General features: G+C 40.8%; 17 protein-coding genes. 5 read left to right on the top strand and 12 right to left on the bottom strand.

Features of this window, described 5'->3' with window-relative positions; translation table 11 throughout:
* Positions 1 to 127: 127 nt before the first annotated feature.
* On the bottom strand, positions 128 to 601 hold the full coding sequence (locus IMZ31_RS11455) for a hypothetical protein (RefSeq protein ID WP_207527505.1): 474 nt from the start codon (positions 599 to 601) through the stop codon (positions 128 to 130).
* Between the two features lie 159 nt (positions 602 to 760).
* Between IMZ31_RS11455 and IMZ31_RS11460 the strand changes: the two genes are divergently transcribed.
* The 3 genes from IMZ31_RS11460 (at position 761) to IMZ31_RS11470 (ending at position 2,740) form a co-directional block, all read left to right on the top strand.
* On the top strand, positions 761 to 1,153 hold the full coding sequence (locus IMZ31_RS11460; RefSeq protein WP_207527506.1) for a hypothetical protein: 393 nt from the start codon (positions 761 to 763) through the stop codon (positions 1,151 to 1,153).
* A 13-nt stretch (positions 1,154 to 1,166) separates the two neighbouring features.
* Entirely contained in the window at positions 1,167 to 1,634 is a 468-nt protein-coding gene (locus IMZ31_RS11465; RefSeq protein ID WP_207527507.1) for a flavodoxin, read from the top strand.
* Positions 1,635 to 2,107: 473 nt separating this feature from the next.
* Positions 2,108 to 2,740: a hypothetical protein gene (locus tag IMZ31_RS11470; RefSeq protein WP_207527508.1), complete on the top strand. Its 633-nt coding sequence runs from the start codon at positions 2,108 to 2,110 to the stop codon at positions 2,738 to 2,740.
* Between the two features lie 46 nt (positions 2,741 to 2,786).
* Here the strand turns inward: IMZ31_RS11470 and IMZ31_RS11475 are convergent, their stop codons facing one another.
* Both IMZ31_RS11475 and IMZ31_RS11480 read right to left on the bottom strand, forming a co-directional pair.
* Positions 2,787 to 3,806: a S66 family peptidase gene (locus IMZ31_RS11475; protein WP_207527509.1), complete on the bottom strand. Its 1,020-nt coding sequence runs from the start codon at positions 3,804 to 3,806 to the stop codon at positions 2,787 to 2,789.
* A 170-nt stretch (positions 3,807 to 3,976) separates the two neighbouring features.
* The gene (locus IMZ31_RS11480) at positions 3,977 to 4,465 is read right to left on the bottom strand and encodes a GyrI-like domain-containing protein (RefSeq protein WP_207527510.1); all 489 of its coding nucleotides are present in this window, start codon (positions 4,463 to 4,465) and stop codon (positions 3,977 to 3,979) included.
* 231 nt (positions 4,466 to 4,696) lie between these two features.
* Between IMZ31_RS11480 and IMZ31_RS11485 the strand changes: the two genes are divergently transcribed.
* Positions 4,697 to 5,254: a hypothetical protein gene (locus tag IMZ31_RS11485; protein ID WP_207527511.1), complete on the top strand. Its 558-nt coding sequence runs from the start codon at positions 4,697 to 4,699 to the stop codon at positions 5,252 to 5,254.
* 144 nt (positions 5,255 to 5,398) lie between these two features.
* On the opposite strand, the gene IMZ31_RS11490 is transcribed toward IMZ31_RS11485, so the two are convergent.
* Both IMZ31_RS11490 and IMZ31_RS11495 read right to left on the bottom strand, forming a co-directional pair.
* Positions 5,399 to 6,157, bottom strand: a complete 759-nt coding sequence (locus IMZ31_RS11490) for a hypothetical protein (RefSeq protein WP_207527512.1) — start codon at positions 6,155 to 6,157, stop codon at positions 5,399 to 5,401.
* A 444-nt stretch (positions 6,158 to 6,601) separates the two neighbouring features.
* Positions 6,602 to 8,584 (bottom strand): penicillin-binding transpeptidase domain-containing protein, encoded by a 1,983-nt coding sequence (locus IMZ31_RS11495; protein ID WP_207527513.1) that lies wholly within the window; start codon positions 8,582 to 8,584, stop codon positions 6,602 to 6,604.
* Positions 8,585 to 8,771: 187 nt separating this feature from the next.
* Between IMZ31_RS11495 and rpiA the strand changes: the two genes are divergently transcribed.
* Positions 8,772 to 9,437 carry a ribose 5-phosphate isomerase A gene (gene rpiA, locus IMZ31_RS11500; protein WP_207527514.1) on the top strand — a complete coding sequence of 222 codons (666 nt, stop codon included), beginning with the start codon at positions 8,772 to 8,774 and terminating at the stop codon, positions 9,435 to 9,437.
* Between the two features lie 39 nt (positions 9,438 to 9,476).
* On the opposite strand, the gene IMZ31_RS11505 is transcribed toward rpiA, so the two are convergent.
* The 7 genes from IMZ31_RS11505 to IMZ31_RS11535 form a co-directional block, all read right to left on the bottom strand.
* On the bottom strand, positions 9,477 to 10,547 hold the full coding sequence (locus IMZ31_RS11505) for a mechanosensitive ion channel family protein (protein WP_207527515.1): 1,071 nt from the start codon (positions 10,545 to 10,547) through the stop codon (positions 9,477 to 9,479).
* A gap of 166 nt (positions 10,548 to 10,713) precedes the next feature.
* A complete protein-coding gene (locus IMZ31_RS11510; protein ID WP_207527516.1) occupies positions 10,714 to 11,244 on the bottom strand; it encodes a hypothetical protein in 531 nt (176 codons plus the stop codon).
* A 320-nt stretch (positions 11,245 to 11,564) separates the two neighbouring features.
* Positions 11,565 to 11,915, bottom strand: coding sequence for a VOC family protein (locus IMZ31_RS11515; RefSeq protein ID WP_207527517.1), 351 nt, complete (start codon positions 11,913 to 11,915; stop codon positions 11,565 to 11,567).
* A 396-nt stretch (positions 11,916 to 12,311) separates the two neighbouring features.
* Positions 12,312 to 14,081 (bottom strand): thiol reductant ABC exporter subunit CydC, encoded by a 1,770-nt coding sequence (gene cydC, locus IMZ31_RS11520; protein WP_207527518.1) that lies wholly within the window; start codon positions 14,079 to 14,081, stop codon positions 12,312 to 12,314.
* Positions 14,078 to 15,796 (bottom strand): thiol reductant ABC exporter subunit CydD, encoded by a 1,719-nt coding sequence (cydD, locus tag IMZ31_RS11525; RefSeq protein ID WP_207527519.1) that lies wholly within the window; start codon positions 15,794 to 15,796, stop codon positions 14,078 to 14,080. The genes cydC and cydD overlap by 4 nt, the downstream gene beginning before the upstream one ends.
* A complete protein-coding gene (cydB, locus tag IMZ31_RS11530) occupies positions 15,796 to 16,806 on the bottom strand; it encodes a cytochrome d ubiquinol oxidase subunit II (RefSeq protein WP_207527520.1) in 1,011 nt (336 codons plus the stop codon). The genes cydD and cydB overlap by 1 nt, the downstream gene beginning before the upstream one ends.
* Positions 16,806 to 18,203 carry a cytochrome ubiquinol oxidase subunit I gene (locus IMZ31_RS11535; protein ID WP_207527521.1) on the bottom strand — a complete coding sequence of 466 codons (1,398 nt, stop codon included), beginning with the start codon at positions 18,201 to 18,203 and terminating at the stop codon, positions 16,806 to 16,808. Before IMZ31_RS11535 ends, cydB begins: the two co-directional genes overlap by 1 nt.
* Positions 18,204 to 18,303 lie beyond the last annotated feature (100 nt).

The following is an 18,303-nucleotide window of genomic DNA, read 5'->3' on the forward strand; positions in this document are numbered from 1 at the left end:
TCCCCTTTACACTAAATAAGCTACTTTACTAATTTCTACTGATCTCGCTAAACACCTTCCAAACTATGACAATTTTAGATAAAAATGAAGTCACCCTATGTATAGAGTGACTTCGTTTTTATTTCATTTAGGCAACATTTAGAATATGGTGCTCTCCTGTAGTCAGATTTACGTATTCCACACTTGTAGGTTTGGCCTGAAACATATGCTCACTGCACAAAATGGCTTTTTGAGCATAGTCTTCGAGAGCATGAGAACTACATTCTACGAAGAATTTCCTAAACCTTACCTGTTTATTCTCATGGCTAATGACGGTATGATCCAATCGAAACGTCTTTCTATTGCTTGGATTTACCCCTTTCCATAAAGGACAATACCACGCATGTTTATCCTGATAAAAATCGGTTTGCTGCAATAAATGATCAATAATTTGAGCAAAAGCAATATAATCACAGCCAGACTTAAAGAAGGTATTCTTTCCTATTTCTTGCTGCTTTTCGTGCACTATATGTAATATCGAAGAAGTCGTTCTTTGATGAACAGGAAGCAGGTATATTTCATAGATGATGTGGTTAACAAATTTCTGGTACTCCAGTGTCATTCGTCCCACTCCTCTCATTTTTAGCTTTATTATGTCATAATTGAAAATAATTATCAATATCAATTAAGTGTTGACGATGAGAATTGTTTTCATTTATACTCAGTTTAATAAGTGATAACCATTATCATTTAACTACCCCTACTTGAAAGGAGTTCCAATATGGAATCTACATTTCTTGTAACGAAGTCATTTAAACATAAAGTAGATTGTTTTTGCTCCTCTAAACATCACAAGAATACGATCCCTTTTCAACGCGGTGACCGTATAGAACTCACAGAAGATATTAAAAACGTGGAGCCACTTGGTTGGTATGTGCGCATCGTTGTAAATGAATCTTACCAAGTTTATGTACATATTGATGATCTTGAACAGTTTCACGACCAAAAGCTGATCCGTTCTGAAATGGATCTTGAACTAGAATATAACTACTACTCATATAAAGTGAATGCGTCCTTAGATCATAAAGATCAAGAACGGTTCATGTACTATGTCCAAAAGCTAGAAGACGTAAACGATGTGCTAACCAAAACGTTAGCCAAAACTTCATCTTAAAGGAGCTGTGAATATGGCATCCATTTTAATTGCATATGCCAGTATGTCTGGTAACACCGAAGAAATAGCCGATCATATTATGAGCGTGTTCGAGGATTATGAACACTCCGTAACGCTCGATGAAATGGAAGAACTTGAACCTCAAGATCTATTAAATTATGATGCTGTCTTGTTAGGTTCTTACACATGGGGAGATGGTGACCTTCCCTATGAAGTAGAAGAATTCTATGAAGAAATGGAAGAACTAGATTTAGCAGGCCTTCCTGCTGCATCTTTCGGATCTGGGGATACCTCTTATCCTAAGTTCTGTGAGGCTGTAAATTTATTTGAAAATCGGCTTCAGGAGTGTGGAGCTCGCATCGTTCAAGAAGGATTTAAAATAGAAATGGCGTTAAACGTTAAAGAGGATTATGAACGGTGTACAGCTTTTGCTCGTACATTTCTCGATAACATGAATAGTCCAAATCGTATAGCTACCTAAAAAAAGCGCAATGCTTCTTGTAAATGTCCTTTATAAAGGCACATTAAACCTTAAGCATTGCGCATCTTTTAGAAGTATTTCTTACATGTAGCACAATATGGGTCCCCATTTCCGCGCTTTTGTTTCCCGGAGCATGTTGGGCACTGAATGTAAAAACTATTAGCATTTGCTACACTAGCAAAACCGCCTCGGAAAAAGTTCTTCATCCCACCCTCTATTTTTCCAAAAAGGAGAAATGGAATTCCAATCGAACATCCTAACAAGATACAAATAAGTAAGATCGTCATGCTTTCATCTTCCCTCCCTACGGTATGTAAGCGCATTCTCACACCTCAATCATATCATTTAACTTCCATTTTTTACTATGCATTAGTTTCGATAAATCCTATATGACTTCAAAAAACGAAAGAAAATAAAAGAAATGTTTTCCTCTTCTACGTTTGTGAAACACCTATTAATAAAGGAGGAAAAATATGAAAAAGGTAGTAGCTTTATTGTTACTTGCGCTTCCGTTGATAGGGTGTGCAGCAAATGAAGAAGAAGGACAAAAGGAAAGCACACAAATGTCAGAAGAGCACCAGGCAAATAAGGAGAAGAAAGAAACGATTAGCTCACAAGATGATACGGAAAACACTAGTAAAGAGAACGCATCAAAAAATACAAACGATAGCGACTCATCAGAAAGTAAGACTAGTGATCAGCCTACTCTTTCTAAAAAGGAAGCTAAACAAGTAGCACTCGATTATGAAGAAGCCATTACACATACGATTCAGGTCATGGAAGATGACAAAGAAGAGAACGACTATACATCTACATCAGAAATTACATCCTATTATAAAGAAACGATGGCAGAAGAATTAGCCTCGTCTAATGCAGAGGAATTGTTTTGGACCAGGGATGGGAAGTTCCAAGTAAAGCCTAGAGACGGAGGGTTAACACTGCAACCCGAACAACCATTTACGCTCAATGAACTCGGAGATCAAACTTATGAAATTGTGCAAGAAAGAAATAATGAACTAATCGGCCATATAAAGGCGCATTTCAAACTAACCCACAATGGGAATCGGTGGGTCATGCAAGAGGTTACTCGAGAAGAACTCCAATAAAGCTAGCACAAGGTGTGCTAGCTTTTGTAAACATGAGGAATGTAAGCTATGGTTTGAATGTCTGAATAATAGTGCCCGCTCCACTCTGAACGCTAACTTTCGCATAGGCTCCATTCACAAGGGTCAATTGAGGCGGAACGTGCCCACAGTCTATATCATAGATAATAGGAACGTCTAACTCGTCAGCCAACTCCTGATACACATCTAGGACCTCATAATTCCCTACAGGGTGATTAGCAGGACTCCTCCCGAAAAGAATACCAGATATATGATTAAACCATCCTGCTAGTTTCATTTGAGTAAGCGTTCTTCGCAGATCAGTCGTTGAGAGCTGGCAATTCTCAAAATACCAAAGAATTGGCTCAGAACCGATGAGCTCTTGTTGGAAGTTCTCTACTTTATCAAATGGAGTTCCCACTAAGTGACGTACAACATCGATACAGCCACCTAGTAACCGCCCCTGCACTTTGACCGGAGTACCGGTTACTGTTTTCCATTCTGTAGGTTCCGTTAAATGAAAAATATGTGGAGTTGGATTTTCGAAATCCCACTCTTTCTGATAGTAATCAGAAGAGTACTGTGTAACGGATCCTCCCTTTTCAGTCGTTAACAGATCAATCCATCTGCTAGTGGTAGGATCTGACTCTTCCCCTCGCAAATCAACAAGATTCGTTCCATGAGCTGTTGCGACCCCTGTTTTTAACGTAATCGCTAATAAAAGAAGGCTTGTGTCTGAATAGCCAAGCACCCATTTTGATGGTAACTCCTCAAACTGAATGTGCTCCAGCGTTTCGATTAAGAGTTCCCCTCCCCAAGGTGGGATGATCACATCCACGCTATCGTCTCTGATCATAGCATTAAATTCTTGCGCCCTTTCTACTGCAGAGGCTGATCGCGCCTTATCCTGTTTCCAGGCCGTTTGGCCAAAGACCATTGTTTTACCGTTTCTCTTCATCTTTTCTTCTGCTTGTTGTAAAAGGGGATGAAGCTCTTCTGGCACACCTGAAGATGGTGCAGTGACTCCAATTGTATATGTATCCTCAGTTAGACGTGGATATAAAATCATGCAGAACCCTCTCTTCCATTTTTAGCTAATACTAACAGATGATTAAAAGAGGATCTAGTAAAAGCTTATAACATGATAGGGGCCTGGTTCCCTGGCCCTTTCTTGTGATAGCAGAAACTATCTTTCATAAAATCAATCTCCGCATTCATCGGTTACCCCCTTACTTTGACTTATTGTAGTCGAATCGGTACCCATACCTCTTCTAAAGCTTCAGCATCCTCCGGGTGATAGCCTTCTTGCAAACGTTCAAAATGAGGTCTGTCATCAATCACATAAGGAGACTCAGGCAGCCACATTTCATAGATGTAAGTTAATGCTTTCATAAATGTGCTGGCTGGACCTTTGTGAATAAAAACCGCATACTTCCCTTCAGGAAGCGTGAAGACTTCCATAGAAGAAGGAATATGGTTAAGTTCTGAAACCTCAACTAACGCATATTTCGTAAAATTCTCCTCAGGGTCCACATTTCTGAATGAGAAAAGAGACGGATACACTTGGAGTGAGTAAAAACATGGATCAACTCGGTTGTGTATTTGATTTCTTTCAGGCATAAACGAACGCCATAACTCTGCAGTGCGATCTTCCTGGAACGACATGATCATGCTTTTGCCTACTAAATGTTTCTTTTTAATATCAAGTATTTTCGGTTCTATGTGCATTTCCTCCTTAGGATCATGTATGTGATCGTAACTGTCTCTTGTTAAACATGGGACTTCACTTAAATCGTTTCCCTAATAAAAAATTTACGATCAACTTCTATAAAAGTTCCAGTTTTTTATTCATGAAGAGCTTCTGGTTAGCAAAATGTTTTTAATAGATTACAAAGCACATAAACTCATTGGAATTATATGTTAATATAAGATGATACAACTACATAAGGGGATGAGGGAGTGAGAGTAGGAACTGGCATTCTGTTCATGACCTTCATGTTACTGCTTAGCGCCTGTTCTTCACAATCAAGTGGAGTTACGGATTTTTTTGACGAGCAAGTAACTGAAGAACTTGGGACCGATGTATTTATACCTGAATATAAAGAGTACCCCATTACATCAGCACAAATTGTTTCTGCCCCAACTGGTGATGCAAAAGATCTAGCTGTTGTTTATTCTAAGAACAAAGGGACATTGATGGATGAGGAATTTATTGATGATTACGAAAAAGATATGGGGTCAAACGTAGTGTATGGCTTGTACGATGGAGAGCCTTGGCTATTTAGAATAACGTATAGTAACGTTAAAACAACAATCAGCACCGATGATACCGAAATGAAGAATGTAAACGGAGTAGATGTTCAATTTAGTGAAAGAAAGGTTAATGATGAAGAGATCATACTTATGTTTTTTAACGTTAAGGAAGGTTCTTATTCTATTGATTTTGTGTTGAGAGAAGGATTAACTAAAGAAAAAGCATTTGAAATTGCTGAATCTATTATTAAGAAAAGAAAGTAAAGCTAGAGTATTCAGTCCAGCAGGTGGTCTGCACATTTATAACAGAAACATAAAAAAGAGGCTAATTCCTATACGAATGGCCTCTTTTAATTATAGTATATTGACTTCTTTCACGAATTCTTTACTACAAGATTAAGACTTTTCTTATACTTGCTCAGGCTCAGACTCGTGAGAAAAGAATAGATAGAGAGCAGCAAGTGTTATAAAAGTGAGCAATATATATTGAATGGAAGCAATAACTAACCCTACTCCCACGAAGGTAATCAGACTATAAGAAATCGCTCGCTTCTGACGCGCAGTGCCAGTACGATACCCATGAATAATGGCCAGTATAGCAGTTATAGCAATTAAAGCCCCTCCAAGAATGAAGGTTCCATCCTTGTGCGTGACATCCATTACAGTAATGATCCCAATCATGAACCCAGTAATGTCAAAAGTTGAAGTGCTCTCGGTACCAAGCGCATAATGAGTGCTCATAATCGATAAGAATAATAGTCCAGTAAACATCACCACATATGCGTGCCCCAAAGAGACTGCAATCATTAACATGACCAACAGAACTCCAGAAATTACTTTTGTACCATTAGTTGAAACTTTATTTGCCATATGAACCGCAGACATTACGAATAAGAACCATATGATCGTTAATGGAATCGTAACAAATTGTAATGATAGCCCCTCATTTAATAGAGGAAAGAACATATAATCTAGTTGAATATTTCCGAATATAGATACAATTAAAATAGCCGCTATTCGCCCGAACGTTCTACCTACTTCGCCGATCCATAAGGAATTGGACCCATAATCCGTTACAATAAGGACGAGCCCTCCTACTATAATAGGAATCGAATAAGAACCTTCCGAGCCAATAAGGAGTAGCCCCATTGTAAAACTTAGCCACATGACAACACTACTCGTTACCCTAGGCGTATTCAAGAACCTATCATTGAAAGAAACCCTAGAAATTTGTTTACAAATAAATGGGATTAAACAGCACAATACTACCGCCAAATTCAACTCCGCACCACCTTCTCAAAAGATTTTGATTACAGATCTTTTTCCTTAACTGGTACTTAATAACTATGTACCTCTATTGTAACCGGAAACCTTTTAAGAAGTCTTGTACTCTTTGTAAATTTAATTTAAATTTTCTGTTAACTCACCACTTTCCTTTTCAAAATCTATAATCGTATCATTACTCACTTCTATAAAAGGATATATTTTCCTTAACCGTTTTTGGTACGAAAGGATAATGTACTATTCCTTAATGTCCCGCAAAAAAAGCGCTTGCCCCACTTGTCTTAGACAGTGGGGCAATCACGTTTATCCTTATTTAATGAAGATAGATTATCTATGCTGATCAAGTACACTCTTCACTTTCGGCACTACTTCATGACTGCCATCCTCTGCATCTTCAATCATCATCGACACAAGGAGGTTATTGGATTCCGTGTTCCATGCTACGAACCAGCCATTCACCTGACCATCTTCTTCCCCAGCCCTTTTCAACTCAGCTGAGCCTGTTTTTCCAGCTATTTTCAATCCTTCTATAACGGCATCATGAGCTGTTCCTTCAGCGTCTTCGACAACTGCTTTCAACCTTTCCGTCAAAAGAGATGCTGTTTCTTGACTTATCACATTTTCATGCCAGGCTTGACCTGTTCCTTCATCCGCTAATAAAGTTGGCTTCAACAGTGTTCCACCTGTTACAAATGGCGTATACGTCATCGCTAAGTGAAGGGAACTCATTTCCACTTCGCCTTGTCCATACCCTGTCGCTGCGAGTAGTGATTCACTGCCAATCGAGTTTTCATTGGCCAACTGCGACTTCTGAATTGAGTAAGGGAAAGGAAGATCCTCATTAAAGCCAAACTGGCGCGCCTGCTCTTGGAACGTATCAACACCCATTTCTACAATCTTACGTGCAAAGTAAATGTTATCCGACCGAACTAGTGCATCGCGTAAGTTTACCTGGGTATCAACAGCACTTGGAACTCTTGTTACTTTGTAGCCCGCTTTAGCCTTATAGGTTTCTCCATTGATCGTCATTTCCTCATCAGGTTGAATCGTTCCTGTTTCTATACCAATCGATGCCGTGATCGGTTTAAAAGTAGAGCCTGGTGAATAGGTTCTTGTAAACTTATTTAGGGTGGGGCCTTCTGAACTCAGTCCTAAACTTAACGCAGTCGGATCATAAGCAGGTGTACTTACTAACGCCTTTACTTCTCCAGTAGATGGATTGATAGCTGCAGCTGTTCCCGAATCATCTTCCATTTCCTTGTAGACTGTTTCCTGCACATTCTTCGCAATCGTTAACGTTAGATCTTCCCCGTTTTGAACAGGCTTTTCTGTAAGTAAGATATCCTCTGCCTCTTCTCTGTCCTTCGTTATATATACTTTAAATCCAGGAGTGCCTCTCAGCTTTTCTTCATAAACCAGCTCAAGTCCGGACTTACCAATCCGATCAATCGAAGAATAGCCTTTTCCCTTCCGCTCCTCAAGCTCCTCTGCTGTGATGTTACCAACGTATCCGGTTAGATGAGCTGCCGCTTCCCCTAACGGATAAACGCGAGCCTTTTTCCCTGAAATCACCTTGTAACCTCGGGGTAGGTCCCCTTTTAAAATAGCATCCAATCGCTTTTTATCCGTATCAGCTACCATTGCTAATGGAACAAAGAGATCATCTTTTACCCAGGACTGATTTAGTTTCTGATCTATTTTTTCTACAGATAGACCCAGAATTTCAGATAATCGCTTCTTTAACTCCTCTTCATTTTCCATTACACCAGGAACAATACCCACTTCCAGAACAGGCCCCTTCACAGCGAGTCCTTCTCCGTTCACATCATATATTTCACCACGCTCAGGAGAAACGGTGTCAACCTGGACCGTATCGCCTTCTTCCATCTCTAAGAAAATCATGGAATAAGCCCACTTCATTGCCCAGCGATCCGTTTCTTCCCCTTCTTCATAGATAAGTTCAGCCTTATGACTAAAGTCAATTTTTCCACCAATGGTTTCCATCGTCACGTCAAAATCAAAAACAGGCGAGGATTCTTTATCTTGGTTTTGTTCTTCAGACAGCCCGTATGTAACCTCCAGATTCTCCATAGACATTTTCTCATAGCTGTTCGTATACAATTCTGTAAACTCTTCTTTCGTTATCCCTTCTTTAGCACCCTCACTAAGAAGTTCGTACATTTCTCCATATTCACCTTTCTCCCATGCATCCATATAAGAGGTAAATGTATCCTCTGGTTTCGGCTGCTCAGAACAAGCTACAAGCGTCACTAAAACCAAAGATAATAAAAACCCTTTCCAAGACTTCATCTTCTCTCTCCTTTGCTGTCATCCTTAGACAAAAGAATAATCCTAAAAGATCAGGTCGCCATGGACAAGATACCTGTCTCTTTAGAAACTATTCAAAAAGGAGTACCATTATACATAAGGGAGCCTCTTTAAGCATGATTTCCCTTATCTTAAATAACAAGCTGTACATAAGGAGAGGAAAAACTTCATGGATTTGAAACGAAAGATTGCGAAACGAGCATTAGATGAGATAGAAGAGGATATGATCGTGGGGCTGGGCGGAGGAAGTACGATTAAGCACCTCGTCTATCTATTGAAAGGCAGCGGTCGCTCCGTTAAGGTCGTCACCCCATCATGGGAAACGAAACAACATTGTAAGGAAGTTGGATTAGACGTGGGATCGATTGAAGATGTCTCCTCTATCGATATTGCTTTTGATGGGTGCGATCAAGTTGATGAAAATCTTTGCGCGTTGAAAAGCGGAGGTGGCATTCATACTGCAGAGAAGATTGTGGCTCGTTTGGCCAATGAATACGTCCTTCTTGTAGATGAATCGAAGCTCGTATCGACTTTGACGTACGATCACCCAATCGTCCTCGAAGTGCTGCCTCAAGCTGTGGAAGTAGTACGTCGTCAATTGGAAACATACCCAATCAACTACTCAGAAATTCGTAAAAGCGAAAAGAAAGACGGTGCCGTTGTCACAGAATTCGGCAACCATCTACTTGATGTGTATATGGAACCTCGAACTGATCACTTGACCCTTGAAACCGAGCTTACAGCCCTCACCGGCGTAGTGGAGGTCTCATTATTTACCTCTGTCATAACGAAAGCATTCGTAGGGAGCGAAGGTGGGATTCGAGAACTTACATAGGGTGTGTCAGGGACAATGTACCTGTCCCTGACGTCCCGATCACTCCTCATGTTCAGCGATAGGATAACCGGACTTAATATGCAAATCTCTTTGGGGAAATGGAATCTCGACACCGTTTTTGTTAAGTTGTTCATAGATTCGAAAGTTCAGATCACTCTTGATTCGGATGACTTCTTCAGGGTTAGAGATCCAAATGAATAGCTCAAAATCCAATGATGAGTCTCCGAATCCAGTAAAGTTCACAAATGGTTCCGGTGAATGTATGATTACAGGATTATCTCCTCTTGCTTCTCTAGCAACAGACAGAAGGATCTCCTTTACAAGATGAACATCTGTCCCATAAGCTACCCCAATTGGAACGGTTAAACGGAGTCTAGGGTCTGAAAAGGATCGATTGATGACCTTTTCTTCTAGAAAGTAAGAGTTTGGTATGATGATATGTTCGTTTTCTAAAGTTCTAACGACCGTTGCACGCATACTAATTTTCACTACGTCACCGATCACTTCATCAATAATGACACGGTCCCCTACTTTAATCGGGCGTTCAAAGAGCAAAATGAGCCCGGAGATAAAATTTGACGCTATATTCTGCATCCCAAAACCAATACCAACCCCCAAAACACCAGCAAATACCGTAAGGGCGCTTAAATCAATCCCCACAGTCGTTAAACTGACAAAAACGGCAATGACCATAATAATGTAATGGATTATGCGTTCCATTGTAAATTGGAGCCCTTTATCTAATTGGTGGCGTTCGTAAAAGAATGGAAGTATGTAGTTGTTAAGTATTCTTGAGAGCCGACTAGCTAATGTGATAATCAAAACGGCAATGAGGATTAAAAATAATGTAACTTCTACTTCACCTATCGTAAACAGGTTGTAAAAGAGCCATTTGGAATCAGAGAAATAAATAATTAAGAATACTAGAATTCCGTTATAAGTTAACCAATTGACAAGGGAGAGAAGGGCTTTTTGAACACCTTCTTTATTTCTAAAGAAACGCTTTATAAGAAACGAAAAGCTTAAGCGGAGCAATAAAATAACGACTATAAATACGGATACATTTATAATATCTCCCCACTGCCACAAGCTGAGTGAGTCTAACAACATGTTCGAACCTCCTTATGGGATACAAAGTCTCTTCTCTATATGATGGTGGGATGAAAGAAACTAGCCTAGCTCAATAGAATTAAAACAGCAACCGCATATGGTTGCTATTTCATTACTATTCAGCGCATCCATATTCATGAGTAGCAGAGCTTTTTTTAGGCTATGATTACAATTCCCAAACTAAAGGCTCTCCCTTCTCAGCTTCTCCATAACCCTCTACAATCTCAATCACTTCAACAGGACAATCAAATAATAATTTCAAAAGAGCAAGCCCCTTTATTTGACTAACTCTAAGTTTATCTTTTGTATCCATCCGTTTACACTCAACGAACAGTACCTCTGAATAATCTGGTTTATAAACCAACAAATCTGGTTCTTCAATTCTGATAAATGGAGAGAAATTTGGATAGAACCCTCTTCCTTTTTCATAACGATCATCGCCGAAATAACTTCGAAAAATGGCTTCGGCCTTTGGATATTTACCAAGCTTATTTCCACCAAATAAATTATAGTCATGATGAATCCATTCGTAACCAAATGACTCAAAATATCTCCCAGCAATATACTCACCGAACCCTTTAGAACCCGATAGTTTCTTGCAATAAGGATCTTGACAATTCTCCCTATTGCCCATTACCCAGTTATCAAGTTCTTCCTTGTTAAAATATATGATTCTAGTTGGAATACTAATCTTCATATTCAGTCTCCTTATATGGTATGAAAAATAAACGCCTTTCTCTCAATTCGACAAATAGTTCGTATACCCTTCCTAGGGCAGAGGGACAGGTACCTCGTCCCTTTTCCTCTCATATTAAATATGTTTTTAGTCACCTTGTCCCTGGCTGATCTTGAGGAATTTAGCTTTAAAAAACTTCATATGTTGAAAAACAAAAATAGGACATGAAGGCCCTCTCTTCACGTCCGTAACTCTCCATAACCCCTCAAAAATATACATTAGGATTGTAAATGAAAAGATATTTTGGGACCCTAAGGGACAATGTACCTGTCCCCATTGCCCTATTTCTCCCAAAGTTCGATTCGTCTTCCTTCTGGATCTTCAATCCATATAAACTTCCCGTACTCGTTTACCGTCTTTTCCATCACAAGGTTTACTCCAATCTGTTGAAGATGTTTTATACTCTCATCAATATTTTCAACCTGAAAGTTTAACATGACTTGCTGATCTTGCGGGAAGTACGTGTCACTCTCTGAAAAGAAAGAGAAGACAGTTTCATTTCCTGGTTGTGGTGTAAGGACGGTCCCATTCCAATCTTCTAATTCAATTTTTAATACATCGCTATACCATTTCTTCATGGTTTCTAAATTCTTTGTTCTCCAAAATACTCCACCAAATCCTTTAATATTCATAAAAGTCACCCGCCTGACTCATCACTTCGACAATAATCCCTAAACCCCTTCTGAAACAGTCGATTCTTTTGTTGTGAGATCTTCTGCAATATATAACGTTCGCACTTCGGAGTTGCTACTAAGTATACTTATAGTTCCAACTATTCCTTTACTAACTCCTCAAAAAAAGAGATCAATAACAATCAAAAAACTTTCCCCAGGCACACCGTGTAAAAAGGTCACCGATCTCTAGAATCTCTTACATTTCCTTCGCTTTGAACTTTTAAAAGATCATAGATAGAGCTCTTCTCTTACCATTTAGCACTTCTCTTATAAAAAGGTCCTTGATAATGCCCTTCTCTTAACTTTTGAAGTCTTCTAGCAAAAAAACGTCACAGATTAGGTGATCCCCATATATCAGGCATGAACGGGACAAGGTACCTGTCCCTCCGGTCCACTGCTCACCACAAAAGGGCGATCCAATTCATACAGGCGTCGATATCTTTCTGAGGATTCTAGCAAACTTTCATGTGTTCCTTCCATGGCAATCTCACCACGATCTAGGAACAAGACCGAGTCCGCTTCCTCTACATGCGCCAGATGATGGGTTACCCATAAGATAGATTTACCTTCTAAAACTTTGAAAATCGTCTCCATAAGAGCTTTCTCTGTCTTCGGATCAAGACCGACACAAGGCTCATCTAGCAACACGATTGGTGTTTGTTGAAGCAAGATTCTAGCTAAAGCGATACGTTGGCGTTGCCCTCCTGAAAGTTTCACCCCCGATTCATGGATTGGTGTATTATACCCTTCTGGTAGAGTAAGAATGTAATCATGGAGCTGAACCAGCTCAGCTGCCCAGTATACTTCTTCATCACTCGCTTCTGGATTTCCAAGGCGAATGTTATTGGCAATCGTTGTATCAAATAAATGAGGATTTTGATTTAGAACCGAGATCCATTCTGATAGTAAGTTGTAGTAAGCACTGGCCTCCACTCCGTTCACTCGGACGGAACCACTTTCTGGAGCCAACACGCCCTCAATTACCTTTAATAGTGTTGACTTTCCTGCACCACTCGGGCCTAATAAGGCTATTTTCTCACCTGGCTTTAACATGAAAGAAAGATTCTTTAACCCAACATCAATTTCATCATAACTGTAAAACAGGTTTTCCACTTTCAACGTCACCTCTCCGCCTTTATAAGGAACATGAACTTTACCGCTTTCCTCGGTCCCTCCCGAAGAAAGCTTCGATAAACGCTGAATGGAATCTTCATAAGCCGGTGTTTCACTTATCGCATCAGACAAAGGCAAGAAGGCTTCTGTTAAAGGAAAAAGAACGAGCACAAAGGCAGCAATAAATGTATATGGGATGCTGCCAGAAGTGCTTGCGCTAAACGTCCATGCCATCATAGATATCAACATGACACCTATGATGAGTTGTCCAATTGAGTTCCTCCACCTTGTAAAACGCGCCCGCTTCTGTTCTATCTGTAGGAGCTCTTCCTCTTTCCGTTCATACTCTTTGATAAAGTCTGATTGGCGCCCGCTAAATTGCCAATCACTAATCCCAAGAACCGCATCCGTTAATGATTGATATAGTTGGTGAAGCCCACTCTTCTCCCTCTGCACGTGCGCCTTCGTAACAAGAAGAGACACATAAGGAAAGAGGAAGACCAGAACACCAGCATAGATCGCCATCAATAAGGCAAACGGCCAGGAGAACATGCTTAAACTAACAACAGATATACTATATAAACTTAACCCTACTAAACTTGGAAAAACGGTCTTTAAATATACATCTTGAAGTTTTTCCACATCATCAGCGAGTATGCCTAGAACCTCTCCTGTTTTAAATTTTGAAGAAGGAACTAACACCTGTGGTTCAATAATCTTGTACACCCGCAATCGCATCTTTGAAAGGATTCGTAAGACCACATCGTGCCCAACGAGTCGCTCTATATATCGTACGACCGCTCGACCAATCCCGAACGTTCGGACCGCTACAATCGGAATATAGATCATTAGCAAATTCTCAGGCCTCGTCGCAGCTTTTGAGATTAAGTACCCTGAAGTGAACATAAGGAAAGCTGCTGAAAAGACTGTTAGTATCCCTAGCAGAACCACGACAGAAAGAAGGCGTTTATTTTCTTTTATATAAGGCATAATCCAGCCATTTTGTTTCATGCGAGCTCCCCCATTTGTGTTTGAACCATTGAATAGTAGTATCCCTTTCGAGCCATTAACGACTCATGCGTTCCTTCTTCCACCACTTTCCCATCGTACAAATAGTAAATATAATCCATACTCGCCATCCAATGAAGACGATGCGTCGCCAGGAACACGAGCTTTCCTTCAAACAATGGCTCCATTTTTTCCTTTAAGGCATATTCCGTTTCAATATCGAGATGAGCAGTAGGTTCATCAAGAAGAAGAATAGGACGTTCTTTTAAAAAGGCCCGAGCCAATGCAATACGCTGAGCCTGGCCGCCACTAATTCCCCTACCCCCGTCACCGATCAACTCATGGATTCCATTTGGCAACTCCTTAATCCAACCTAATAAACCAGCACGCTCCGCTGCGCATTCAATCTCTTCCTCCGTTGACTCGGGAGTGTAAAAAGCGATATTCTCCCCAATCGTTCCTTGAAATAGATAAGGATGTTGAGGGATATAATACAGTTGGCGCTGCCAATCTTCGTGTTGCAAATGAGTCACGGTTTGTCCCCCAAGGGAAATCTCTCCAGACGTGGATGGCAGAAATCCACCTAAGAGATCAATTAATGTAGACTTCCCTGCCCCGCTTTCCCCGACTATTCCAATCTTTTTATGACCATAGACGTTTAACGTAAGATCGTGCAACCCTTTCTCCGCCTCCTCATGACGAACATGAATGTGTTCAAGAGAGAGCACACTGCTAACTGTCCATTGACCAATTGACTTATGTTCCTCAGTAGAAAAGCGTTCCATTGAAGCGATGTCCCGTAATTTCCGGCCCGCTTCCTGTCCATTTAGTGTGGCATGGTAGTCAGAACCAATTTCTCGAATCGGCAAGAAATATTCAGGTGCCAATATGAGAATCGTTAAAGCAGGCTCTAGCACCATTTCTCCCTCTACTAATCGAAGCCCTAGAAATACAGCTACGGTCGCTACGGCTAACATAGTAAAGAAGTCCATGGCGAATGAGGATAAGAACGCAACCCGAAGCGTACTCATCGTCGACGTACGATAGCGCTCACTGACTCGCTCCACCCTGTTCGTATGCTCGCGGCTTAACCCTAAATATTTCAATGTCTCTAACCCTCTTAAAGAGTCAACATAGTGGTTTGATAAGACACGGTACACTTCCCACTGTTTATCTGCTTTTCTCTGAGCAGCGTATCCGAGGAGAATCATAAACCCAATCAGAATAGGCACTGTCACAATGACAATAATGGCTGATGTATAATCATTAATAAAAATATAAATCGCAATCATAGCAGGCAGAACGGCCATATTCACCAGTTTTGGGACAAATAGCTCCAAATAATTTCTAGATTGGCGCACCCCATCTAACAGAAGCGTCACAACATTTCCGGTACCTAATCTTTTCGACACACGCGGCCCTAGATGAAAGAGATTCGTTAACACCTCTTCACGCAAGCTAGCCGTCGCCCTCATGGCATACTGTTGCATCAGCTTTTGCTTCCCGTGCTGAAGTGCATATCTGAGCAAAAAGGCAAGCGCAAACAACAAAACCGTATCGTTCATTTCAGGAAAAGACTTTTGATGAAAAAGGCCAGCAACGATCTCTGCAAGCCATGAAGCTTGCAGAATAATCGCCACTCCTTGACCGACGGTTACCACCATCAACCAAGTAAGAATTGTCTTCATTCCAACATAGTGAAAGAGATCCTTTCCCATTAGTAGATCATATCCTTCCCATCAACCCGTTTCCGGAACACATAATAGCTCCAAATCTGATAGCCAAGGACAAATGGTAAGAGCGTGACCGCTACAATTGTCATGACTTTTAAGGAATAAGCGCCAGAAGCAGCGTTATATACCGTTAAATCAAACGTACTCGCAATCGAACTCACCATCACACGTGGGAATAATCCAGCAAAGATGGTGGCCACCGTTAACGCAATTCCCATTCCACTAAGCGCAAACGTCCAGCCATCTTTCCCTTTCCTTAGAGTCAGAACGGCTAAGCTGTAGCAAACCACAATCGCAATGATCATTGGAATCGTCACTTCCCCGCGATACGTAAAGAGGTCCGTTTCCACATACGATAGGCCTACAAATGCAACGAGTAACAGCATAACGACATACACCATTTTCCTCGCTAGTTGACGAGCCCGGAATCGCAAATCCCCAACTGTCTTCAACGTTACAAACATTAACCCGTGCAATAAGCATAAGGCCGTCACCGTTACGCCTCCTGTCACAGTATACACATTGACGTAATCACTAAATCCAGCTCTTAACGTCATCGTTTCATCTATCGGCATCCCTCGTAAGAGACTCGAGAACAAGACTCCAAATAAGAATGGCGGGAGCACACTTCCAAAGAAGATAACCCAATCCCATGAACGGGTCCATTTCTTGCTTGCCACTTTACCTCTGAACTCGAATGCAACTCCTCGCCCGATCAAGGCTAACAGAACAAATACAAACGGAACGTAATACCCGCTAAACATGGTGGCGTACCAATGAGGAAATGCCGCGAATATAGCTCCTCCCCCTGTGAGAAGCCACACTTCATTGGCGTCCCAGAAAGGACCAATCGTATTGATCAGCATTCGCCTCTCTAGATCATTTCTTCCTATTAAACGAGTCGCCATCCCCACACCGAAATCAAATCCTTCTAGAAAGAAGAATCCAATGAACAATACCGCGACTAATATAAACCACAGCTCACTTAACGCCATTACTGAACAACCTCCTTATCAAACGGATCCACTGAAACTGGTGCTTTCTCTACCGCATCATGATGATCAGCACCTTTTTTAATTTCTTTCACAAATAAACAGACAAGCACAATCGCTAAGATTAAATAAGCGGCTGTAAATCCAATTAATGAAAACAACAAAGAGTTGACCGAAACGTTAGGTGAAACAGAAGCCGATGTTGTCATCAAACCAAATACCGTCCATGGCTGACGACCAATCTCGGTCATAATCCAGCCAGCTGTGTTTGCGATAAATGGGAACGAAATCATAGCGACCATAAGTTTTAAATAAAGCGTTCGTTGCAGCAGCCGATCTCTGAAATTTAACCAAATCCCCATAGCTGCAGCGATAATCATTACAAGCCCTGCCCCTGTCATAATGCGGAAGCTCCAGAACGTGGTCTTCACTGGAGGAATATAATTACCAGGTCCGTATTTTTCCTCATACTCTTTTTGCAACGTAAGCATGCCTGGGACTGAACCTGAGAACTCTTCATACGTTAAGTAACTAAGTGCGTAAGGAATGGAAAGGTGGAAATTGTTCTGCTGATTGTCTGTATCAATATCAGCCACAATCGTCCAACCAGCAGGATCTCCACTGTCTTCCCAAAGCGCTTCACTTGCCGCCATCTTCATTGGCTGTGATTCCATAAGATGCTGCGCTTGTTCGTGCCCACTAAACGCAACGCCTAATCCAGACAGAATTGCAATCACCATCGCCATGTTGAAGGACTTCTTAAAGAATTCAATTTCTTTTCTTCTAAGTAATTTAATAGCACTAACTCCTGCAATAAAGAACGCGCCTGTTGCCAATGCGCCAAAGATCACGTGCGGAAATTCTACTAGTAGCTGAGGATTTCTTAATAGGGCAAAGAAATCATTCATCTCAGCCCGGCCATTATTCATCACAAATCCTACTGGCTCCTGCATAAAGGAGTTGGCTGCTAGAATCCAAAGAGCTGACAAAACGGTTCCTAAAGAAACAAGCCAAATGCATAATAAGTGGACTTTCTTAGATAAACGGTCCCACCCGAAGATCCATAGTCCAATAAATGTCGATTCCATGAAAAAGGCTAATAATGCCTCAATCGCAAGCGGTGCTCCGAACACATCTCCTACGAAACGTGAGTATTCAGACCAGTTCATTCCGAATTGAAATTCTTGAATAATCCCCGTAACCACACCAACTGCGAAGTTTATGAGAAACAAATGTCCCCAGAACTTAGCCATTTTCTTATAAATCTCTTGCCCTTTCACAACATAGAAAGTCTCCATCAGGGCTACCATAAATACAAGCCCAATGGATAAAGGCACAAATAAAAAATGAAAGATCGTTGTCGATCCAAATTGTAACCTCGCTAAGAATAATTCACTCATTGCTTAACCTCCCATACCCTCTACAAAATTCGTTTAACTGTTTATGTTCACTATTTCACATTTATAATTGTACCTGATGTTAATAGGTAGAAAATAATAG

The sequence above is a fragment of the Pontibacillus sp. ALD_SL1 genome, assembly GCF_017355605.1.